The sequence below is a fragment of the Candidatus Gracilibacteria bacterium genome (genome assembly GCA_010119145.1).
Classification (GTDB): Bacteria; Patescibacteriota; Gracilibacteria; order BD1-5; family UBA6164; genus JAACSU01.
In genome coordinates, this window is record JAACSU010000008.1 from 1 (window position 1) to 23521 (window position 23521).

Annotated in this window: 25 protein-coding genes; 17 read left to right on the forward strand and 8 right to left on the reverse strand. The window is 33.8% G+C overall.

Going from position 1 to position 23521, the window contains the following annotated elements; translation table 25 throughout:
- The coding region (locus GW846_04060) for a hypothetical protein (GenBank protein NDK09928.1) at window positions 1-161 on the reverse strand (161 nt) is incomplete at its 3' end.
- A gap of 153 nt (window positions 162-314) precedes the next feature.
- Here GW846_04060 and GW846_04065 point away from each other — a divergent pair.
- The 9 genes from GW846_04065 to rplT all read left to right on the forward strand — a co-directional run bounded on the left by GW846_04065 (window position 315) and on the right by rplT (window position 7343).
- Window positions 315-923 (forward strand): 3'-5' exonuclease, encoded by a 609-nt coding sequence (locus GW846_04065; GenBank protein NDK09929.1) that lies wholly within the window; start codon window positions 315-317, stop codon window positions 921-923.
- Window positions 924-935: 12 nt separating this feature from the next.
- A complete protein-coding gene (locus tag GW846_04070; protein ID NDK09930.1) occupies window positions 936-1163 on the forward strand; it encodes a hypothetical protein in 228 nt (75 codons plus the stop codon).
- 117 nt (window positions 1164-1280) lie between these two features.
- Entirely contained in the window at window positions 1281-2267 is a 987-nt protein-coding gene (recA, locus tag GW846_04075; protein ID NDK09931.1) for a recombinase RecA, read from the forward strand.
- Between the two features lie 113 nt (window positions 2268-2380).
- Window positions 2381-3289 (forward strand): hypothetical protein, encoded by a 909-nt coding sequence (locus GW846_04080; protein NDK09932.1) that lies wholly within the window; start codon window positions 2381-2383, stop codon window positions 3287-3289.
- Window positions 3290-3404: 115 nt separating this feature from the next.
- Window positions 3405-5774, forward strand: coding sequence for a phenylalanine--tRNA ligase subunit beta (gene pheT / locus GW846_04085; protein ID NDK09933.1), 2370 nt, complete (start codon window positions 3405-3407; stop codon window positions 5772-5774).
- Window positions 5775-5897: 123 nt separating this feature from the next.
- Complete coding sequence (locus tag GW846_04090) at window positions 5898-6203, forward strand: 30S ribosomal protein S20 (GenBank protein NDK09934.1); 306 nt, start codon at window positions 5898-5900, stop codon at window positions 6201-6203.
- 16 nt (window positions 6204-6219) lie between these two features.
- Window positions 6220-6732 (forward strand): translation initiation factor IF-3, encoded by a 513-nt coding sequence (infC, locus tag GW846_04095; protein NDK09935.1) that lies wholly within the window; start codon window positions 6220-6222, stop codon window positions 6730-6732.
- A gap of 19 nt (window positions 6733-6751) precedes the next feature.
- Complete coding sequence (gene rpmI, locus GW846_04100; protein ID NDK09936.1) at window positions 6752-6946, forward strand: 50S ribosomal protein L35; 195 nt, start codon at window positions 6752-6754, stop codon at window positions 6944-6946.
- 49 nt (window positions 6947-6995) lie between these two features.
- Window positions 6996-7343, forward strand: coding sequence for a 50S ribosomal protein L20 (rplT, locus tag GW846_04105; protein ID NDK09937.1), 348 nt, complete (start codon window positions 6996-6998; stop codon window positions 7341-7343).
- Window positions 7344-7382: 39 nt separating this feature from the next.
- Here the strand turns inward: rplT and GW846_04110 are convergent, their stop codons facing one another.
- On the reverse strand, window positions 7383-7682 hold the full coding sequence (locus GW846_04110; GenBank protein NDK09938.1) for a hypothetical protein: 300 nt from the start codon (window positions 7680-7682) through the stop codon (window positions 7383-7385).
- A gap of 222 nt (window positions 7683-7904) precedes the next feature.
- Here GW846_04110 and dnaK point away from each other — a divergent pair, with 222 nt between their 5' ends.
- Window positions 7905-9800 carry a molecular chaperone DnaK gene (gene dnaK / locus GW846_04115; GenBank protein NDK09939.1) on the forward strand — a complete coding sequence of 632 codons (1896 nt, stop codon included), beginning with the start codon at window positions 7905-7907 and terminating at the stop codon, window positions 9798-9800.
- Between the two features lie 585 nt (window positions 9801-10385).
- The gene (locus GW846_04120) at window positions 10386-10922 is read left to right on the forward strand and encodes a hypothetical protein (GenBank protein ID NDK09940.1); all 537 of its coding nucleotides are present in this window, start codon (window positions 10386-10388) and stop codon (window positions 10920-10922) included.
- A 63-nt stretch (window positions 10923-10985) separates the two neighbouring features.
- Here the strand turns inward: GW846_04120 and GW846_04125 are convergent, their stop codons facing one another.
- Window positions 10986-12215, reverse strand: a complete 1230-nt coding sequence (locus tag GW846_04125; protein NDK09941.1) for a hypothetical protein — start codon at window positions 12213-12215, stop codon at window positions 10986-10988.
- Window positions 12216-12343: 128 nt separating this feature from the next.
- Between GW846_04125 and GW846_04130 the strand changes: the two genes are divergently transcribed.
- The 4 genes from GW846_04130 to GW846_04145 are packed head-to-tail and all read left to right on the forward strand — an operon-like array spanning window position 12344 to window position 15453.
- The gene (locus GW846_04130) at window positions 12344-13468 is read left to right on the forward strand and encodes an aminoacetone oxidase family FAD-binding enzyme (GenBank protein NDK09942.1); all 1125 of its coding nucleotides are present in this window, start codon (window positions 12344-12346) and stop codon (window positions 13466-13468) included.
- 59 nt (window positions 13469-13527) lie between these two features.
- Complete coding sequence (locus GW846_04135; GenBank protein ID NDK09943.1) at window positions 13528-14103, forward strand: hypothetical protein; 576 nt, start codon at window positions 13528-13530, stop codon at window positions 14101-14103.
- Window positions 14103-14753 (forward strand): tRNA (guanosine(37)-N1)-methyltransferase TrmD, encoded by a 651-nt coding sequence (gene trmD / locus GW846_04140; protein ID NDK09944.1) that lies wholly within the window; start codon window positions 14103-14105, stop codon window positions 14751-14753. The genes GW846_04135 and trmD overlap by 1 nt, the downstream gene beginning before the upstream one ends.
- 1 nt (window position 14754) lies before the next feature.
- The gene (locus GW846_04145) at window positions 14755-15453 is read left to right on the forward strand and encodes a hypothetical protein (protein NDK09945.1); all 699 of its coding nucleotides are present in this window, start codon (window positions 14755-14757) and stop codon (window positions 15451-15453) included.
- Between the two features lie 49 nt (window positions 15454-15502).
- Here GW846_04145 and GW846_04150 read toward each other — a convergent pair whose 3' ends face one another.
- The 3 genes from GW846_04150 to GW846_04160 form a co-directional block, all read right to left on the reverse strand.
- Window positions 15503-18748, reverse strand: a complete 3246-nt coding sequence (locus tag GW846_04150; protein NDK09946.1) for a leucine--tRNA ligase — start codon at window positions 18746-18748, stop codon at window positions 15503-15505.
- Window positions 18749-18867: 119 nt separating this feature from the next.
- Window positions 18868-19266, reverse strand: a complete 399-nt coding sequence (locus tag GW846_04155; protein ID NDK09947.1) for a hypothetical protein — start codon at window positions 19264-19266, stop codon at window positions 18868-18870.
- Window position 19267: 1 nt separating this feature from the next.
- Entirely contained in the window at window positions 19268-19630 is a 363-nt protein-coding gene (locus tag GW846_04160; GenBank protein ID NDK09948.1) for a hypothetical protein, read from the reverse strand.
- A gap of 125 nt (window positions 19631-19755) precedes the next feature.
- Here GW846_04160 and GW846_04165 point away from each other — a divergent pair, with 125 nt between their 5' ends.
- A complete protein-coding gene (locus GW846_04165; GenBank protein ID NDK09949.1) occupies window positions 19756-20313 on the forward strand; it encodes a methyltransferase domain-containing protein in 558 nt (185 codons plus the stop codon).
- A 36-nt stretch (window positions 20314-20349) separates the two neighbouring features.
- Here GW846_04165 and tig read toward each other — a convergent pair whose 3' ends face one another.
- Window positions 20350-21666 (reverse strand): trigger factor, encoded by a 1317-nt coding sequence (gene tig, locus GW846_04170; protein ID NDK09950.1) that lies wholly within the window; start codon window positions 21664-21666, stop codon window positions 20350-20352.
- A 227-nt stretch (window positions 21667-21893) separates the two neighbouring features.
- On the opposite strand from tig, the gene GW846_04175 reads away from it, so the two are divergent.
- Window positions 21894-22451 carry a prepilin-type N-terminal cleavage/methylation domain-containing protein gene (locus tag GW846_04175; GenBank protein ID NDK09951.1) on the forward strand — a complete coding sequence of 186 codons (558 nt, stop codon included), beginning with the start codon at window positions 21894-21896 and terminating at the stop codon, window positions 22449-22451.
- Window positions 22452-22504: 53 nt separating this feature from the next.
- Here the strand turns inward: GW846_04175 and GW846_04180 are convergent, their stop codons facing one another.
- Window positions 22505-23521 carry a hypothetical protein gene (locus GW846_04180; GenBank protein NDK09952.1) on the reverse strand — a complete coding sequence of 339 codons (1017 nt, stop codon included), beginning with the start codon at window positions 23519-23521 and terminating at the stop codon, window positions 22505-22507.

Below are 23521 nucleotides of genomic sequence, written 5' to 3' on the forward strand. Positions count from 1 at the left end.
CAGACAAAACCTTTTTGATCCATTCACGTTGGGGCTGCAGGAACTCAAGTAGCTACAGCTTGTACTTTTTGAATCTTTGTATTTACTTCAGCATCAGTTGCTGCGTAGATAGTATTTGTACAAACAAAAAGTAGCACAAATATCGAGATAATAATTTTCATATAAAATATGTAAAAAATAATACTACACTTATCATATCATACAAACATTAAAAATTGCAAATAAATGTCATAGTTGAGAAAAATGAAATTCATATTGTCATTTAAAACTAATTACATAAACTTTATATAAACTGATTTATACAAAAAAAACATATGAAAATACTAGTATTTGATACAGAGACAACTTGATTTATAAATAAAAAAAATCCATCACTGGATGCTCAGCCCTATATTATTCAATTTGCTTGAATACTATGAGAATATAACAACTGAATATTTGAAGAAATAAGTAGAAAAGACATTCTTATCAACCCATGAGTTCCAATTCCCTACGGAGCATCCCAAGTACATCATATCTATGATATAGATGTAAAAAATGCACCAATTATGCTTAAAGTTATTGATGAAATTACACAGTTTCTCGCTCAAGCAGACATAATTGTCTGACACAATATCGAGTATGATGAAAATATGTTACACCTAGAGCTGAGAAGGTATCAAAAACAACATCAGTATCAGCCAAATCAAGTGATATGTACCATGAAAAGTTCTGTTGATTTCTGTCAACTTCAGTGAAATGGACTCAGATTTAAGTACCCAAAACTCTGAGAGCTCTACAAGAAACTATTTGGAGAATACTTTGTAGGAGCACATGACGCAATGACAGATGTAGAAGCAACACTCAAGGCATTTTTAGAACTCGTGAATCAGGATGTGGTTATCTTATGAAACACAAAAGATGAAGTACTCAGTTTATTTTAATCAGATTAATATATGTGAAATTTTTGAGACCTCGTGAACATAGAAGAGTTTTGAGAAAAAAGAGAAAACTTTGATACAGAGAGATGAGAGGTATCTTTTTATTGTAAAGATTGTCATAAAATCGTCGAAACTGAAAGAAAAAATCCAGGTTGATATGTTTTTATATGTAAAGTCTGCTCACAAAACAATATTGTCATTGGAACATTTCAATGACTCAAAGATAACTACAAACTCAAATAATGAAAATATAAAAAATAATTTGCAAAAATATATTCTCTTTATATACTCACTATATATCCAACTACATATACCATAGTTTTGAGATATAACATTTTTATTAGATAAATATACGTTCCTATGGATAAGAAAGAAGCACTCGCTAATGCGTTAGCGATGATTGAAAAACAATATTGAAAAGGATCTATTATGAAACTTGGAGATGATGATATAGGAAAAGGGATTCCTACTACTTCTTCATGATCTCTGAGTCTCGACCTCGCACTTGGTGGAGGTTACGCAAAAGGTAGAATCGTAGAAATCTATGGACCAGAATCATCTGGTAAAACCACACTTACTCTCCACGCTATTGCAGAAGTACAAAAAGCCTGAGGAACAGCAGCCTTTATAGATGCTGAACATGCGCTCGATCCACGATATGCTGAAAGTGTCGGTGTACGTACGAAAGACCTCATTATTTCACAACCAGATTATGGTGAACAGGCTCTCGAGATATGTGAGAAACTTGTAAACTCTTGAGCTGTTGATCTCATAATCGTGGATTCTGTAGCAGCACTCACTCCAAAAGCCGAAATAGAATGAGATATGGGTGACTCTCATATGGGACTTCAAGCTCGACTCATGAGTCAAGCACTCAGAAAAATTACTGGGTCTATTAGTAAATCTGGATGTACGGTTATCTTCATTAATCAGATTCGTATGAAGATTGGAGTAATGTTTGGAAGTCCGGAAACTACGACATGAGGAAATGCCCTTAAGTTCTATGCATCTCAAAGACTAGATATCAGAAGAAAAGAAAAAATCGAATCTGGAGCTGGAATGGATAAAGAAATAAACGGAAATAAAACTCGAGTAAAAGTTATTAAAAATAAAATAGCTCCTCCTTTTAGAGAAGCTGAATTTGATGTAATGTACAATCAATGAATCTCTAAAGTTTGAGAAATCATAGATATTTGAGCTCAACTAGAAGTTATTAAAAAAGCTGGTGCATTTTATAGTTACGGTGATACTCGTCTTGGTCAAGGAAGAGAAAATGCAAAAACATTCTTGACTGAAAATCCAAAACTCGCAGCTGAAATAGAAGAAGTAATAAAAAACAGTATTTAATCACATTTTAAAAAAACTCCTACAAAAGCTGTAGGAGTTTTTTTTCATACATATATCATACAAGTCAAGACTATTATTTTGTGGATTTTCTAAAAATGGAATACAATAAATATATGAATGAAAAAAATAAAATGTATACTGCTGTCATAGGTGCTGCAATTGGGTCTCTCACTCTTGCAGGTGCTTTAGCGTTTGCAAGTGTGAGCGATACTAACGTAGGATCAAGTGATACTGAATCTATTAAACAACAAATGTGAATTTCAGAAGATGTGAGTGTTGATGAATATTTTGAAAATAGAAAAAATACTGGTCAAATTGAAGATACTGAATGAAAAAATGCTCCTGAAATAAAAGTTAATGAAGATGCCTTAAGTTCTATGCCAACTGTTGATGAGACGGTAGATAAAAAAGAAGCTAAAAAGAAAATATCAGAAAATAATTGAGAAATACCAAAAGAAGTAAATTTAGAAGTTACATTTTTTTCTCAAGCTCCAGATGGTGTTTGGACTCTCCCATGGAAAGAAGCATGTGAAGAAGCGAGTATAGCTCAAGCAATTTATTTTGTGAGAGACGAGCCATTATCAAAAGCGACCTATAAGGAAGATATTAATAACTTAACAGAACTTGTTGAGCTTAAATATTGAAATGGTAGAGTTGATACAAATATGAAAGAAACAGCTGAAATACTTGAATCTTATTATTGATATACAGATTACGAAATTATTGATAATCCGAGTGTAGAACAACTCAAACAGGAGTTGGCTCAATGACATCCAATTGTTGCTCCATTTGCTGGTAAAAAACTCGGAAATAGCTTCTTTACCGATGGTGGACCAAGATACCATGTGCTTGTCATAGTTTGATATAATGAAGAATTCTTTTTAACAAATGATGTTTGAACTTCACGGGGTGAAAATTTCACATATTCATATGAGACAATAATGGATTCTCTGCATGATTTTGTACCAACGAGCAAAGGTGATATAACTGATGGAGCAAAAAGAGTAATTGTTCTCAGATAGATTTACATCACTCCATAGAAAACTTTCAAAATTTGAAAGTTTTTTTTGTTTCTCCTTCTTGCCTTTTGGAGCTTTATGCTTATCTTTAAGATATATTAGTTTCTAAGAAAATGTTGTGAAAGTATCCTACAAAGTCCTCAAAAAATATATTCCAGATATTAAGTCTCCCGAAGAAGTAGCCCAAGACCTTATTATGCATACTGCTGAGGTGGAAGAAATGCATTCTCAAAAAAAAGATTTTGAAAATATTGTGTATTGAAAAATTACAAGCGTAATTCCACATGATAATGCTGATTCTCTCAGAGTTTGTATGGTAGACATTGGTGAAGAGTCTGATACTCAAATAGTGTGTGGTGGATCTAACCTACAAGTTGGACAATGAGTAGCGATTGCTAAAATTGGAGCAAGTGTCCTTTGGCATGGACAATGAGATCCAGTTATCATGAAAAAAACAGCCATTCGATGAGTTGAGAGTTCTGGGATGATTTGTGCAGCTGAAGAAATATGACTCAAAGATGAGTTTCCAGCAAAAACAGAAACTGAAATTATTGATCTCACACACCTTCAAGCAAAACCAGGAACTCCACTTGATGAAGTCCTTTGAAAAGATGATATTATCTTGGAAATAGATAACAAGGCTATTAACCATAGACCTGATTTATTTTCACATATAGGTATAGCCCGAGAGGTTTCTGCTATTGCAGGCAAGAAACTTGATTATGAACATGCTCAAAGAAATTTTTCAAATTTAAATGAGTTTTCGATTCAAAATGATATTCAAAATGAGGTAAAGAGATACATGGGAATCAAGGTTTCATGAGTTCAAAATATTCAAAGTCCAGACTATATAAAAGAAGTCCTTCAGTCTCAAGGTGTAGAATCAAAAGGTCTTCTGGTAGATATTACCAACTATTCCCTGTATTTATATTGACAACCTACTCACTGTTTTGATGCTGACACCATTAAGTGAGATATGCATATCAGATTTGCGAGAGACTGAGAACAATTTGAAGCACTTAATGGAAAGAGTTATACACTCTCAAGCTCTGATATAGTTATCGCTGATGAGATAAATATACTCGCTCTTGGTTGAGTTATAGGTTGAAAAGCTTCCGCAGTATCTGATACAACAAGTAATATAATAATAGAATCAGCTTGGTTTGATCAAGCGATTTTAAGGCAAACTGGGAAAAGACTCGGACTACGAACAGATGCGCTGAATGTATTTGAAAAAGATTTAATTGTAGATTTGAGAGATATAGGCCCATCTCTCATCATCCAAGAACTAGAAAAACATCTTCCAAATATGAAGCTCGAGGCTTTCAAAGATGTGTATCCAACGAAAGAGTCAACAGTAACTATTCCATACAATGGAGAATTTATATCAATGCTTTTAGGAAAAGAATATAGCAAAGACCAAATAGTCGAAATACTCAGTCGAGTATGAATAGAGCTTGAGTGAGAAATGCTTCTTCCTCCATCATGGAGAAAAGATCTCACAAATATAGCTGATATAGCAGAGGAAGTAGCACGACTGGATGGATATGGAAAAATTGAAATGACTATTCCACGAATTAATATAGGAGCTGTAACGCAATCACCACTCTACAAGGCACGAAGAGACGTGCGAAATTATCTTGTTTCTGATTGATTTTTTGAGCTCTATACCTATTCATTTACAAATAAAACTGTCATTGAAAAAGCTCTGGGAGATATAGAAACTCATATTCCTCTTAAAAACTACCTTTCAGAAGAGCTTTCTCATATGCGAGCAATGCTGATTCCAAACTTACTCCAAGCACTGGAAGATAATTCAAGAGAATTCAAAAATTTAAAATTATTCGAATGTGAAAAAGTATTTCATACATCGTGAACTGATAGTATTTCAGAAAATTATGAACTATGACTCATAGAGCAGAGTCATACAGAAAATGCGTATTACTCTATACAAAATACACTCAATGATATATTTGCAAAACTCTGAGTTCTCTCTCACAGCTTAGAATCTACTAATGAGATTCCACACTTTGCACATGGCTGAAGAACAGCACAAGTGATAGTACGAGGAAAAACAGTTGGATATATCGGTGAAATACATCCAAAAGCTGCGAAAAATTTTGGAGCAACTTGAAGAATATGATTTATCACTCTTGATATGAGTGCACTAGAACCAGCATTTTATTGACTGGTATCAGCAAAAGAAATATCTAATTTCCAACAAAATAATTTTGACTTAAATTTTGTAGTAGATACTCAAACACCTGGAAAAAAGATTCAAACAGCTATTTCAAAGACTGACGCACTTATTCAAAAAGTGGAACTTAAGGATATTTATGAATCACAAGAAAAGTTGCCAGGAAAAAGAAGTCTCACATTTAAAATTTATATACAATCAGATTTAGAAACTCTGAGCGATTCTATAAAAAATACACTTATAGAAAAAATTATAGACAAAGTATCAAAAGTAGGTGGAACTTTAAGATAATTTCTTATAAAATCTTTTGACTAGCATAGTATTTTCTATATAATCCCCCAGCTTAGTGCTACATTTTACGAAATGTAGAGCCCCAAACTCAAAAAAATATTTACTCGATAATACTATCTTACAATGCCTATCATAGCATCTGCAAAAAAAGCGCTCAAACAAAGTAGAAAGAAGAACGCTCGAAATACTCATTTTAAAAAAATGTATACAGAAGCGAGAGTTTCTTTTGAAAAAGCTATCAAAGCTTGAGACGCAAAACTTGCAAAAGAAATATACCTCAATAAAGTAGATGAGAACGGGAATACAAAAAGATCTGGACTCCAATCTGTTATTGATAAACTCGTAAAAAAGAATATAATTCATGCAAACAACGGTTCTAGAAAAAAATCAAAATTTGTACGAATGCTGAAACAACTAGAGCAAGCTTAGTTCATTACCCCAATAAATGAGAGAAAAGAAAAAAAGACTGAATACAGATATACGAGCTGAGCTCGTACAAGTAATTACTGACGATGGTGAGAATCTTGGAGAAATGACTCTAAGTGATGCCCTGACTCAAGCAAAAAGCCAAGAACTTGACCTAATGGAAATCGGTCAAAAAGATAATGTTGTTCTTGTGAAAATGCTCGATTACGGGAAATATCTCTATAGACAGAAAAAGCTTGAACAAAAGCAAAAACAAAAATGAAAAGCTCCAGATCTTAAGACAATTCGAATTACATTTAAAATCTGAGAACATGATTTAGATGTAAAACGAAAACAAGCGGAGAAATTTGCAGCAGATGGACATCCTCTTAAGGTAAGTCTTATGCTCAGATGAAGAGAAAACCATTACGGTGACCTCGCTGGAACAAAAATGGAATCATTTATAGAGAGTCTTACAGATATCTATAAGGCAGATGCTCCAGTAAAAAGAACATGAAACACATTTAATGTGATGTTAAAACCAAAAAAATAATTATATTTAATTTTCTATTATGTTAAAAACAAGAAGTGGTGTTAAAAAAAGAGTCAAGGTAACTTGAACTGGAAAGATCATGGTTTCAAAAGCTGGTAAAAAGCATTTACTTATGAATAAGTCTAAAAAATCAAAAGGACGACATAAATACGGGCTTGTTATAGCTGCTGCTGAAGTTTCAAGAATCAAAAGACAAATTCCATACAGTATATAATAATTATGAGAATCTTTAGATTTCTCTTTATCTCTTAAAATTAAGAATCATGGTACGTGTAAAACGAGCACTCATGACAAAAAAACGTCATAAAAAAGTTATCAAGGCAACAAAGGGTTTCCGAATGTTAAATAATAGAGTTTTCTCTCGAGCTAAAAACGCTTGGATGAAAGCTGGGATCAATTCATATATCTGAAGAAAACTTAAAAAGAGAAATTTCAGAAGACTTTGGACAGTTCGTATTAACAACGCTGTGAGACAAGAATGAACAACGTACTCTAAATTCATTAATATGTTATACCTTAAGAAGGTAAAACTTAATAGAAAGGTTCTTTCTAATATGGCTATCAGTCATCCAGAAGCATTTAAAGTACTTGTTAAATCAGTTAAGAATTAATCATCACGATTAGTTCTTTTTTTTATCAAAAAAAGTAGCTTAGGCTACTTTGAGTTTTTCAGGTGCTTTATTAGTATTGCCTACTCTATCAATGAGTGGTTCGTCTTCGTGATTTTCATATTCCCCTGGATTTCTGTCATATTGCAACTCATCTATAAGTACTCCAAAGTCTGAGGTTTCAAGTAAAAACGGAAAAAATTTTCAAAGTATAAATACTCTTTCTATTTGAAACTTTGTTTTCACTGTTTCATCAGAGATTTTATCCTCAAAACTCTTTAAAAGCTCTCAACCATTTTGAGAGTTTTTATTTTGCTGAGTATGAAGAGTATTTTCAGACATTTCTTATTTTTGTTATATATAAACAATACTATCATACATTAAAATACATCGCAAATAACTACAAACAATACATAGATATACCATATATTTTTTGATTTCTGGCACACAAAGTAAAAAAGTGCTAAAAAAGATTTGACTGGAATATTTTTTTGAATATTATTTATACAAGTCGTTAAAACCGACTGTTTAGATAACAAATATTATAAATTAATTTATACAACTATGTGAAAAATTATTGGTATAGATTTGGGAACAACAAACTCAGCAGTTGCCTTTATGGAAAGTGGTGAAGCGAAAATTATCCCAAACGCAGAAGGAAATAGAACAACTCCTAGTATCGTAGCTCATAAAGATGGCTCTATTATTGTTGGGACTCCAGCAAAAAGACAAGCTATCACAAATCCAGCTGGAACTATATTTTCTGCAAAACGTTTTATTGGACGAAAGTTTGATGAAGTAGCAGATGAAATTAAAAACGTTCCTTATAAAGTTGTAAAAGGAAAAGACGGTGCTGCTCTCATCGTATTTGATGGAAAAGAAGTACGTCCAGAAGAGATTGGAGCTCATATTCTTATGAAACTCAAAGCGGATGCTGAAAAGTATCTCGGTCAAAGTGTTACAGAAGCAGTTATTACTGTTCCTGCATACTTTAATGATGATCAGAGACAAGCTACTATCAATGCTGGTAAAATTGCTGGTCTAGAAGTAAAAAGAATCGTAAATGAACCTACAGCTGCAGCACTTGCTTATGGAGCTTGAAAAGGGAAAAATGAAAAAATTGCGATTTATGACTTTGGTGGTGGAACATTCGATATCTCTATCCTTGAACTTTCAGACGAAGGAACATTTGAAGTACTTGCTACGAATGGTGATACGCATCTTGGTGGTGATGATTTCGATAAAATCGTAACAGATTGGATTATTGATGAATTTAAAAAAGATCAAGCAATAGATCTTCGAAATGACCCTATGGCACTTCAAAGAGTCCGAGATGAAGCTGAAAAAGCGAAAAAAGAGCTCTCAACTACGAATGATTATGATATTAATCTCCCATATATCACGGTAGATAGTTCAGGACCTAAAAATCTCATGATGACACTTACACGAAATAAGTTTGAAGAGCTTATTGGTGACGTGGTAGAACGAACAATAGCACCGTCAAAAGCTGTACTAAAAGATGCAGGTATAAAAGCAAGTGACCTCAATCAAGTTCTCCTGGTTGGTGGATCTACTCGAGTGCCTCTTGTTATGCAAAAAGTAGAAGCATTCTTCGGAAAAAAACCTAATACAGGGATTAATCCAGATGAATCTGTTGCTATGGGTGCTGCGATTCAAGCAGGTATTATCGGTGGAGACGTTACAGATGTCCTTCTTCTTGATGTTACGCCACTCACTCTTGGTATTGAAACTATGGGTTGAGTAAGAACTGCTATGATTACTCGAAACACAACCATTCCTGCTCAAAAAACTGAGACATTCTCAACGGCTGCAGATAATCAGCCTGGAGTAGAAATACATGTCCTTCAAGGAGAAAGAGAAATGGCTGCAGATAATAAATCACTCGGGAGATTTATGCTCGACGGGATTGCTCCTGCTCCAAGAGGAGTTCCACAAATCGAAGTGTCATTTGATATCGATGCAAACGGAGTTCTCCACGTCACTGCCAAAGATAAAGGAACTGGAAAAGAACAAAAAATCACGATTCAAGGATCTACTGGTATGGATGAAGCAGAAGTAGATAAACTCGTAAAAGAAGCAGAAGCGAAAAAAGATGAAGACTCAAAGAAAAAAGAACTCGTAACAGCTCGAAATGAAGCTGACAGTGCAGTAGCTCAAGGTGAAAAACTTATAAGAGATAATGCTGATAAAGTATCTGACGAAGATAAAAAACTTCTCGAAGATAAAATTAAGGATGTAAAAGAAGTACTCGGAAAATCAGATGCATCAAAAGATGATTATGAAACTCCAAGTAAAGCACTCCAAGAAACTCTCATGCAAGTAGGACAAAAAATCTACTCTCAAGCAGATGCAGCTGGAGCTCCTCAAGAGTGAGCAGCAGAAGCTGAACCAGAAACACCAACTGAAGATGATGTTCAAGATGGTGAAGTAGAAAAATAGTCATTAAAAATCCCCAAAAACTGGGGATTTTTTTGAGTTTTAATTTCAATTATTTTTTAAAATATAGTCAGCAAAAGAGCCCAAAATGGGGCTCTTTATTCATATCTTTGGAGCACATGAATTATATTCAGGCTCATCAAAGTAAATTGGGTGAGTGGAAGACTAACTATCATTCAGAAACGTGCTTTGGATGATCGTCCAACATTTTTCTCTAGACTGTCTGTCTCCACACTCTAATATATTATAAATAATAATTATATCTTAGCAAATATTTTTAATAAAGAAAAAAGGATTGCTTGAAGCGAGACCTTTTTTGATACATGTAAAGCTAGAACTCAATAACTCAGTGACGAGTCACGGGGTGATGTAATCTACAACATCACTTAGCAATTCCTTTTATTTTTAAGGACTGAGATAATAAGTATTTTTTGAAAACTGGCAAAATATATTTTGACTAAATACTATAAATATTCTTTATATATTTTTCGTAAGAATGATGTATGAAACATAAGAAGCTTTTAAAGTACTGCATTGACAATAGACTTTTATCAGTAAAATACATTATATTAATTCTCAATTGTTTCTATGTTTCGTATTTTATTTTTTGTACTCTTTCTTTGATTTATGATCTGGGGATTTCTCAATCTCACAGAGGATATTTCTGACGACTCGAGTGGGAGTTGATCATATCAAATTGCACTTGATACTATTTTAGATAAATATGGAAGTGGGGTGACGGATGAAAAAAAAAGTGAATACGTTATATATTGAGAAGAATTCATGTGAGATACATCTTGGGACTCAAATACGGTTTCTAAAACTGAAAATTATTTTTCTGTTAGTGAATTTAACCAGCAATATGATCAGAGTTATGAAGATACTGATGTGGATTCCCTCACTGTAAAAACTGGAAGTTCTCAAGTATGATTACCACAAAATACCATCAGTACTACTCTTTGAGAATCTACTAATTCTTCTTCATTTTATGATGAAACATGTAGTTGAATAATTTTTGATCCTTGTCTCAAAATATGAAATCTCGACACGAATGATTGAGATTTCAAGCTCCTAGCATCTGGAACTCCTATTTATACGGAAGTTGAAAATGTACCATATAATTAATAGTTTACAAAAAGGCCTCGCATAACGCGAGGCCTTTTATTATTTTATTCCGTGCGAGCGCTTTTATTGAGCCACAGGGACTTTAGCAATTGGATTCCAGTAATTTCCAAGAGCTATATTTATGATGTATGACGCAGGAACTGTCAGCAAAAATCCAATCTTCATCTGGCCAGCTAAATCATCCGGGATGAGTCCCTTTGATTGTGCGACAGAAACAAAAATTATTGCAACAGTCCCGTTACAGGCACCAGCAACAGACATGGAAATAAGAGACTTTGTGGTGAAATTTTTTACTCCGTAATCACCATCTAAATCTGCCTTACTCCGGCCATAGAATCCACCAAGAAAGATTCCGAAGAACTTCCCCAAGAATCCTCCTAATAGGGCTAGTAAGGTGAAGATTCCCCAAGCCTGTGGAGAAAGTATATCAACCGCGCCTGCGACCATAGCGAATGGAAGAAGTAGCCAGAGTGCAATTGCCTCTGTTTGGCGAGCAACACAATGCTTAACATCAGTGGGAGCAAAAATCAAAGGAAGACATCCACCCAAAATTGGTTCAATACCAACAAAACCTAGATAGGCTGTATTAAGAATTGCCATCACCCACCAAAACACTGGCGAGATGATGGTGTAGTCGATAATTTCTTCGCTTATGAGTTCTTTTGTTTCACGGTTAAAAAGTTTTTTGCTGATGTGTCCTTCCTTTCCAACGAACCAGCAAATCAAAAGAATCACAGCTTCTCCTAAGAGAGCATAGAACTGTGTCATATTTTCAGCAAAGAGACCAGTCATCGCAACAACCCCAATGAGGTCATCACCAACTGCAAGAATCATGAGTGCCATTGCCATAACAGCTACAACAGATTTTTCAACACTTCGAGCTGAACCAAGTGCCATCGGAACATCCGTTGCCATAGCTCCAGCCGAAGCATACAGTGCAATCGCAAAGGTCGCAGTACCACCTATGAAGAAGACTAGTGAGGTAGTTAACAACATTGGAAGAATGACACCTCCCAAGGTTGCAAATATCACCAATGGTCCAGCATCAATGACATCTTTGATTTCGATTTCAGCACCGAGACGCAAAAAGAAAAACCAAAGTCCCACTAACATAAACACATAGTGAATTGAACTGATATGCAAAACTTCTGCATATAACTCACCAACATGACCTAAGTATCCAGCATGACCCAGTGAATAAACACCCAGAGCAAGCAGGAAAAAAGGAATGATTACTGGAAATTTGTTATCCCAAGCAATGATTCCACTTTTTGTATTTGTATTTTTAGACATTCATATCTCCATTTTTCAAAAACGTCGAGCAGTATTATTAATTTATATTGATTTTTGTCAAAATATATTAGCTAAAAATTTTGTAGCACACAGTTAGTGCTTATACTGTATAAAATTAAGAAAAAAATATGAATCAAAAAATATATGACCTCATAGTTATCTGAGCCTGAGCAGCAGGTATGTTTACAGCAATCCACGCTCCAAAAAAAATGGAGAAACTCTTACTCGAAAAAAATAACAAAATTTGAATCAAGGTCCTCATGTCAGGTGGAGAAAGATGCAATGTATCGAACATAGACATTGAACCTGAACGAGATTATTTCGGACAAAATACCAAGGCAATGTACAGCCCTTTTAAACAGTTTTCAAATTATGATATGATATGATTTTTGGAGGATAGATGAGTGGCAACTCAAATAGAAGACCGAGGCAGAATCATTCTCGCATCTGGAAAAGCAACCGAACTCGTAGATCTATTAAGACGAGAGCTTATATCTAATAATACTGAAATTGTACTCAACGCTTGAGCAGACACTCTTGAGCTCTGAGGTAATGGAGTATTTACAGTGCATTCTTGAACGCAAGTATTTAAAACTAAAAAAGTAGTCCTCTCCTCTTGAGGAAAGAGCTTTTCCAGTGTGGGAACCGACGGTTGGGGTTACAGGATAGCACAACAGTTTGGACATACTATAAACGAGCCATTTAAATGACTCTGTGGAATGGTTAGTCGAGAGGATCACACAGAAATATCTGGAACAACTGTGTTTCTCGATATGCAACTCTATGATTGAAAAGAGCTAGTGTACAGTGAAAGTAATGGATCATTTCTCTTTACACATTTTTGAGTTTCAGGTCCTATGATTTACAACGCTGCTGTAAGACTTGGAGAATATATGAGAAAATCATGAGTGACACCAGAAAATGAAGCTCACTTTATGAGAGACAATATTAGCCTCCAAATGACATTTAATAGTGAGTCCATGACCAAAAAATTAGAAAAATTTTTTTCTCTGAAAGAGGATGATATGCAACGAACGATTCATATTAATGACCTGCGAAGTTGGAATGAAGCAAAAGTTACAGGAGGCTGAGTGATACTCGATGAACTTACAAAAAACTTTGAATCCAAACTGGTATCTTGACTCTATATGGCTTGAGAAGTTATAGATATTACTGGAAAAACATGAGGATTTAATCTCCAGTCTGCATGGAGTCAATGATACGTCATTTGAAAAAGCTTTGAGATAGAGTAAAACTTTATTTTGAATATTTTATGCCTATACTAAGCAACAATATTTTTTAGACAAGAATCATGGATAAATGACATCTCTATTTCATCATGGGAGTATCTGGAAGTGGAAAAGGAACACTCAGAAAAAATCTTGAATCGTGAGAGTATGATGAACTACATTATCTCAAATCATATGTATCTCGACCTATGCGTGATTGAGAAGTTGAGTGAGATATTTATCACTTTATTTCTAAGGAGCAGTTTCTGGCTGACGTAGAAGCCTGAGAATTTTTAGAATATGCATTTGTACATAACTCAGCCTACTATTGAACTAAAAAAACAGACGTACTTGAGGGGATTGAGCAATGAAAAAAAATGATAAAAGAAGTCGATGTTCAAGGGCTTGTTACAATACTGTCAGACTATCCAGAATTAAAAGAGCAAATAACTTCTATATTTTTAGAAGTTCCTGAATCAACGGTTCGAGAGAGGATACTTCTTCGAGATGCCTCAATTAGTAATCATGAGTTAGAAAAAAGAGTTGATAGTATTTCTGATGAAAATCATCATGCAGAAAAAATTTGTGATCATATAATAGATGGCACACAGTCACCAGAAAAAGTGCTTCACGATGTACTTGATATCTTAAAAAAATAATGAAGTTTCATATCCTTACTCTCTTTCCTGACTCGTTTACGAGTTTTTTAGAAAGTAGTATTATTGGAAGAGCTAAAAATAAATGACTTTTTGAAGTGGAGCTCTATAAACTCAGTCAATTTTCAAGTAAAAAATTTGGCCAGGTAGATGATAAGGCATATGGAATGCACGGGCAAGTTATGAGCCCAGAACCCTTAGCTCGTGGAATAGAGTTCATTTTTGAAAAGCTATGAAAAAAGATACCCGTTATTTTTATGTCACCCAGTTGAGAGCTTTTACAACAGGAAAAAATTGAAAAACTTAGCCAAGAAATAAAAGAATGTATCATCATATGTGGACACTATGAATGAATTGATGAGAGAATTATTGAGCTCTATGTCGACTATCAAATATCAATCTGAGAATATGTACTATCTGGTGGTGAAATAGCTAGCCAAGTGCTGATTGATGCACTTGTTCGACATATTCCAGAAGTATTATGAAATCCTGAATCACTCGAAGAAGAGAGTTTTTCAAAAAAACTTGGTAGACAAAAAGAGTATCCTGTATATACTCGACCTGCAATGTTTCAGTGATTGTCAGTCCCTCAAGTTTTGACAAATTGAAATCATAGCGAGATAGAAAAATGGAAACAACAACACCTTCACTAATATGAATTATAAAGCTGATACACTAGAATCGAGTCTCCAAAATACTGCCAACTCGAGTCATCCATATATAGATTACCTCTGGCAAAACATAACTCTTGAGTTTATGCTCAAGTTTTTTGTAGTGTACTTTTTTGCTATTTGGATAGCGCTCATTATTTGGGTAGCCAGAGATATCTCACTTCGTACAGAAAGCAAAATTGTTCAAATACTTGGTATAATGATTATAATTTTTCTTACTCCTCTGTGAATATTTTTGTATCTCTTAGCAAGACCTAGAAAGACGTTATCGCAAGAGTCGTCACTTGAAGTTGAAAGTAATCTCGATATTTTGAATGAAATTATTGATGAAAGACTACAAAAATCTCAGATTCTGCATTGTCCAAATTGCGATATACAGATTGAAGCAGAGTTTACACAGTGTCCAAATTGTCATACCGAGCTAAAACATGATTGTTCTCATTGTGAAAGAGAGATACGAAACACGTGGGATGTATGTCCTTATTGCCAGAAGAAACAAGTAAAAAAGGCAGCAATCTTCCAAAAATTAGGAACAGAAATTCCTCAAAAAGTAGAAATTGAAAAGCTCAGTACAACTCAAAATAAATCGGATGAATGAGTCACTGAAAAAATAGTTTCAAACAATTCTATTCCACCAGTATCACAGAAAAAATGAAAGAAATATAAAAAGAATAAAAAATAAAAAAAGAGACTGAATGAATCAGTCTCTTTTTTATATAGTGTCTATAATATTACTTCACTACAATATTAACAATCTTCCCTGGAACGTAGATTTCTTTAACGATTTCTTTTCCTTCCGTCCATTTCATAACATCAGTATTAGATTTAGCTTTCGCGAGAACTGAATCTTTGTCTTCATCAATTGCAATTTTTATTTCTCCTCGAAGTTTCCCAAGAACTTGTACTCAGATAGTGACTTCACTATCTATTGTCATAGCTTCATCATACTCTGGCCAATCACTAAAGAATATTGAACTTCCATTAAGACTGAATAACTCTTTGAATGCTTCAGCTAAACAAGAGAATTCTTTAATATAATCTTTCATAGTAGACTCATCAGCTCTTTTTCACGTTACTTTTGAGATATAAAGTCATCGCATTGGTGCATGAATATATATTTCTCACTTATGAATATCTGTAAGGGTATAATGTCTCTTGTATTCAATTTGCTTCATTTCGCCATTTGGAAAAAGAACCACAAAAGCATCTACATAATGAAAATCTATTTCTCAGCCGTTTCTTCGAGCAATATCTTTATAAAACTCAACCATAATTTCTGCTATTTCCAATTTTGATAAGTCTGATTCTTTTTTTCAAGATTTTTCTATTGCAGCTCTACGAACATGAGTCGAATCAAAATCTTGGTTTTCAAAATAGACAGCTGTATCAGCAGTCATAACTGGAATAGTATATCAAGCACTTTTATAAGCTTCTATTTTTTGCATGGCACACTGCATTGGAGTTGAACCCGACTCTTCTACATCTATAAAATCAGGAATAGATTCTAATTTCATTTGAGATTTCAGTGTATCAAGGACGCTCTGAGCTCGTTTTATTTTTCCTTCATTTCCCGTTGCAAAATAAGCTCTGAGAACTGGAATTTTCTTTTTTGAAATAGATTCCCAGATTTCTTCTGCCATATGAGGAGCAAATGGATGGAGAAGCTGTGTATACTTAATTTTCCATTCTTGCATTTTTGACTCATCTTTTGGAAGTCCTGTATTCAGACAAATCATCATTTGAGCAATTGCCGTATTGAACTTATAGTTTTCTATATCTTGCCCTACTTTTTTAATAGTTTTATGGAGCATTTTCATAGCCTCCTCATCGTTCTGAGCACTTCTATCTTTGCCATCAATAAATGTAGCATGAACTTTATCTAAATATCTTCGAAGACCAATTATAGACTTTGTATCCCAAGGTTTCGTATCAGCAAAATCTCACATATACATCTCATAGAGTCTGAGAGTATCTGCTCCGTATTGTTGCACTATCTCATCTGGATTGACAACGTTTTTAAGTGACTTTGACATCTTTGCAGGAATTTTCTCAAGGATATCACCTGTTTCTCTATCTATAAATTTTCCATCTTTTTCATCAACCATATCTGAAGCTATAAGTTTTCACCCAGTATTTTTATAACTCATCCCAAGAATCATTCCTTGGTTTCTCAGTCGATAGAATGGTTCACTTGTTGAAACTACTCCAATATCAAAGAGGAATTTATGCCAGAATCGCGCATAGAGTAAATGAAGCACTGCATGCTCAGCTCAACCAACATAGGAATCGACACTTCCCCAATATTTTCCAGCATCTTTTCCAACCAGTGCATCCCTATTATTTGGGTCCATAAATCTGAGATAATACCAACATGATCACCCCCACTGAGGCATCGTATTAGTTTCTCTCTGTCCTATTAGATTTGCAGCAATATCTACATGAATAAACTCTGGAACTTGGCTGAGAGGACTTTGTCCATCACCAGATGGTTCGTATGCTTCAACTTGTGGAAGCTCGAGTGGGAGATTATAATCGCATACTATTTTCCCATAGATTCCATCAAAGATTTTTGAAAACTCCTTTTCTCCAACCATCAAAATAGTCTCATCTTTCACCCAGGCATCTGGAGATGCTGAAGTCGGGAGTGCGTCTATATCTTCACTAGAAATATGGATCAAAGGAATTGGTTCTCCCCAATATCTTTGTCGACTAAAAAGCCAATCTCTGAGCTTATAGTTTATTTTTTTATGACCGAATCCTAGCTTCTCAGCAAGCTCAGAAAATTTTGCAATTGCTTCTTTTGAAGTGAGTCAGTTGTATTCTCAAGAATTTACTAAATTTCAATATTGAGTAATTGCTTTTTCTAAATCATTTTTAGAAGTTTTAGGAGCTATAATTGATTGTCTTATTTCTAAGTTGAATTTTTGAGCAAACTCAAAGTCTCGCTCATCATGAGCAGGTACAGCCATAACAGCTCAGGTTCCATAATTTCCAAGAACATAGTCAGCAATCCAGAGAGGTACTTCTTCTCAGTTGTATGGATTTACGACATATGAACCGGTAAAAACTCAGGTTTTTTCTTTTCCATCTGAGGTTCTATCTTGGTCAGATTGGTTATTTGATTTTTTGATATACGCCTCACTTGCAGCCTTATTTTCTGGAGTGATAAAGTCCTGTACATCTTTATGGTCTGGAGCAATAACTGCGTAAGTCATACCAAAAACAGTATCGACTCGTGTAGTATACACTCGAATTGATTTTAATGAGTCATCAGATTTTTTAAGTTCAAACTCACAGCCTTGTGATTTTCCAATCCAGTTTCGTTGCATATCCTTGATTCCATCTGGCCAATCAAGGTCATCAACGTCACCGAGTAGTCTATCTGCATATTTTGTGATTGCGAGAACCCATTGTCTGATTTTTTTCTTTTCTACTTGTGTTCCACATCGCTCACAAGAAAAATCAGAAAGTACTTCTTCATTAGCAAGCCCCGTTTTACAACTTGGACAATAATTTATTGGGAGGTCTTGTTCATATGCGAGTCCTGCTTCAAAGAGCTTCAAAAATATCCACTGCGTCCATTTGAAATACTCTGGATCAGTAGTATCTATTTCCCGATCCCAATCATACGAAAATCAAAGTGATTGTATCTGTCTTTTAAAGGTCGCTATATTTTCAGTAGTAGTAATACGAGGATGCACTCAAGTTTTAATGGCATAGTTTTCTGCTGGAAGACCAAAAGCGTCCCATCCCATTGGATGAAGGACATTATATCACTTCGCATGTTTATATCTTGCGACTATATCATTGGCAGTCATACCTTCTGGATGTCACACATGAAGTCCCGCTCATGAAGGATAAGGAAACATATCCAGAACATAAAATCATGGCTTAGATGACGTATTTGATGTTTTGAAAGTATTATTCTCTTGCCAATAGTCTTGCCATTTTTTTTCTAGCTCTTGATGTTGGTACATAAATCTCAATTGAGGAAGTAATATAACTTTATTATAGCGAAAAAATCGAATTATCTAAGTTTAGTTAGTACAAAAAAACTTCGTTTTACAACGAAGTTTTTCATATTGAATATGTAAGCTTATACCAACTGTTGGAAAAGTATAGAAGTTGATCAAATAATATCTTCATCAGACATAACAGATATAACAAATCGTATAAGTTGACTCGCTAAGAATACTACGACTAAACCAATTACAACATATATCAAAATATTTTTTCCTTTTTTTACTTTTTCCTCATCTCAACCAGAAGTTAGGATAGTAAAACCAGCATAAATAGCAAAAACTACTGAGATGAAATAGAAGAGCCCAATGATAAATCCAAGAATATTATCAAGAGTAAAAACGAGATCATTTCCTCATAATCTCAGGTTTGGAGTAATTCTTCCTACTCCAAAAGCATTTTGAGCTTCAACAGCTCAAGCTTGAAGAATAATACTAAAGTACGCACAGAGTATGAAAAATATTTTTCCTATCATATTATACAACAACATCACTAGTACCAATAGAGATAACCCATCTGATTATTTGACTCGCTAGGAATATAACGATAAGACCAAGAACAGCTTGAATAAGTGTTGTTTTTCCTTTTTTCACTTTTTCTTCATCACCACCTGCTGTAAGAATTTGGAATCATCCATATAGAGCGAATACTACTGCAACGAAATAGAGAAGACCAATAAGAAATCCTAAAATATTATCAAGTGTTCCTACAAAATCACCACTCGTACCGTTATCACCAGTAGTATTAGTTTTTGTTCCAGTTACGTTTATTGCTGCACTTGCAAATTGAGCGTGAGCTGCAACTCCTGAAGCGAGACCAAGTTTCAAAATATTTTTCATTTCTCTATAAATAAATAATAAAATCACGAGTTAATTATATGAAACTTGTAAGAGAAACGCAAATTTTTTATTCCATTTTTGAGTATTTTCTTATATTAGTTCTATATTTTTATTAAATACAATTTATGGACTCTGATGCAATTACAACATTTCTTCAAGAACTCAAAGCTCACTGAGAAAGAAACAATATCCCCAATGTGAGTTTAAAAAATGCACTCTTTCTACGTGAAATCATAGCAAAAAATACGTGTAAAAAAATACTAGAAATCGGGAGTGCTAATGGGTATTCGACGATTCATTTTGCTCTTGAAATACAAAAAAATGAGTGAAAGATTACTTCAATCGAGTTTTCACAACTCGCCTATGAAGAAGCTCAAGATAACTATGAAGCAGTGTGACTCAGCCAATATATCACTCATTATTTTGGAGATGCCAGAGAGGTATTACCACTTTTAGATGAAAAATATGACTTTATATTTATAGATGGACTGAAAAAGGAATCTCTCAATTTCTTGAAACTTGTCTGGGATAAAACACTTCCAAATGCTATCATTGTGATAGATGATGTTATAAAATTTCGATACAAAATGGAGAGTTTATATGAGTATTTAAATACAGAAAACATCGCGTATGAAGTAATCCAGATTGATGATGATGACGGGATTATGATTATAAAAAAATAGAACTCAGATGAGTTCTATTTTTTTATAATCACGTATTTATTTTTTCTTTGCTTTCGTTTCTGTAAAGAAATTATCTATAAGTTTTCTGTATGTCATTCTTCTTTTGAGTTCTTCATAGTATGAAGTTCCAGGAACATAGAGTTCTTTTAATCTCTTTAAAACATCCTCTGATTGATATCGACTCATTATTTTTTGAATTTCAGCTTGTAACTCTTCGTCAGAAGCTTCGATTTTTTCAATTTCCATGAGTTTATTAAAAATAATCTCACCTTGAAGTCTTTTTTGAGCTGTAGATTCTACATGTTGTTTTTTATACTCTGCAGTGCTCAGATTTAGAGAAGCAAGATAATCATCCATTTTTACTCCATCTTTCGATACATTTTCTTTAATTTCTTCAAATACTTGATCTGTTTGACGAGAAAGTAACTCACTTCCTATTTCAAGTTTTGATACTTTGAGAAGTTCATCAATAAGTGTACTTTCTCGTTCCATAGCATCATTTGCTTCTTTTGTTTCAAGTATTTCTTCTTTCAGTAATGCTTTAAATCCGTCTAAATCTAGATCTTTTCCTCTAAGTTTTTGAATAAATTCTTTATCAAATTCTGGAACATGTGCTTTTTCTATTTTTTTTGCTGTTACTTTAAATTTTGTTTTCTTTCCTGCAAAATCAGCATTGTGATAGTCAGCTGGAAATGTAACATCAAGCTCTCTTTCATCTCAAGATTTCATACCTACCATATCTTCTTCAAAACCAGGAACCAGTAGATTTGACCCAAGAACGAGTGGATATTCTCTCATAGATGTCGCTTCCATAAGCTTCCCTTCAGTATCATACCCATCAGTATCGATAGTTACTTTGTCTCACATACTTGCTGTGTAATTTGAATCAGCGTCATGAAAATGAGTAAATCGTGTTCTAATATCCTGCAGAGCATCCTCTATTTCAGAGTTACTTACAGATAATTTTTGTTTTTCGAGTTTGATTTTTTTATAACTATCCTCTATTTCTATTTCTGGAAATACTTCCACTTCTATAAGAACTTTTAATGGATCTTGAGATACGACCTCAGTTATTTCAGCTTGTGAAACGGGCATAAGCTTCTCTTTTTTCAGAGCTTCTTTATAGAGCCCATCAATTGCTTGTTCCACCGTCATTTGTAAAATTCTTTCTTCTCCGAATTCTTTAATTATAACATCTTCTGGAATTTTAGCTCCTTTTCTAAATCCTTTAATGTTTGCATTTTTACTTGCGCTTGCAAGTACTTTTTTTCTGTATTTTGCTACATTTTCTGTAGATTGTTCAATAGTGAGTTGGAGTCTTGAATTCCCTAATTTTTTAATTTCAACGTTCATAAGTGTACTGGTGTTTAATTTCCTCTTGATAAATTCAAAAGTTCTAAAAATAGTGAGCCCGAGTATAGCCAAAAAAAAATATTATTCAAATTTTCACACCAGCTAAAATTATTATATTAAAAAATTAAAATAAAAATAAGCAAGTAAAAATACCTAATAGATTTTCTATTTTTACATATCTCATACTATAATAAACGAGTTATTTATTTATTTACTATGCTTAGAATATGAAATATAATCTAAAGAACGGTTTTACCCTAATTGAGTTACTTGTAGTAATTACAATTATTGGTATCCTTGCTACTGGTGCTGTTACGGTATTTACATCTCAAATACAAAAAGCTCGAGATACAACTCGTATCAATGATATTAAGGCTCTTCAAACATCTGTAGAACAAGCATATCAAGATGAATCACAATATCCTGATGCAACGCAAGCAGAATTTATATCAGCTGTATCTTCATATATAGAACTTATTCCACAAGATCCTAAAAATGGTCAAAATTGTAATGATTCTGGTGGAACTACAACGTGTGTATACGCATATACTACAGCTCAAGATGCTGGTATTGATAATGGGAAATATGAACTTTCTACAGCTTTTGAAGCTGCAGGTTCTGTAACCTCTAAAGCAGCTCAAGTAGTTGATAATGGAGCAGATGATTCTAGATTTGAAATTGGGATTGATGTTGCTACTGTTGTTACTACTGTGGCTCCAGGAGTTACAACTCAAACATGTCAAGTACTCGCTTGAAGTCTTCTTCTTTCTAAAGCATGTAATTAATATGAGTTTCATCTCATAGCAAAAAAAACTCTCAAGAAATCTTGAGAGTTTTTTTATTGTTCTAGTTTCTTGAGGAGTTCCTCTGTTTTTTGAGAATAACTGAGAACTATTTGATCTATTCCATATACGTAACTCAGAATAATGCTATGGAGTCTCATAGATATAACTGTGTGAACAAGGTGGTGATTGTATATAGTATAGACCTCTCACATACTCGCACATATTTCTCTGTCAAGTGTGAGAAACTGTTTCATAAATTCATAATCATTTGCGAGCGTATCCGTTGGATGAAAACTATGGGGGAGAAAAATAAGCTTCGCTCATCTGGATTCTAAATATTTACAGAGCTCTTCTATTATGAGAACTTCAATTTGAGTGTTTCAACTGGTTCAAAAGTATCAACTCCTCAGAGCAAGTCATATTTTTTTTCATCTAAAATCATAGCTATCAAAATCACTCGTTCTAAAAGTTCTTGAAGCATGTACGCTGATGACATTTCATTTTTTTTCATCTATACTATTATCATGTAAAACTGGATCATCTATAATGTGACTGTCTATTCAAATACTTTTTAGCTGATCTTTACTTTTTTGATCACGTACCGTTACCTTCCAAGCATTTTTGAATATATCACCAAGAAGTTTAAAATTTTCTTGTTGTTTTATATCAATTCACACTGCGTAAAAATATATTTTTTTACGTAAAAATCGCGCCCATTTTGTTCGAAACTCCCATTGTTTGAGAGGATTTCAAACTGACTGGAGTTCTGAGTCATACATAATTCATCATCCTCAGATAACAACTCTTTGTGACCATAATAAAGTAATCACAAAATTTTTAAAATTTGTAATATTACGTGTTAATTTTTTAATATTCCTAAAATCAATTGGGAAATATTCTAAATAACTTACTTGTGGGTCACGGTAAAACACATCCTGAATATCATAGGTGAATACTCGAAATTGAGTGTCTTCTCAAAACTCTTTTTTTAGGAGTATTATTTCATTTTTTAATATGAGTTCATCTCCGAGGTTGCCAGATCCTACTGCTGCAAATATTGAAATATTCAT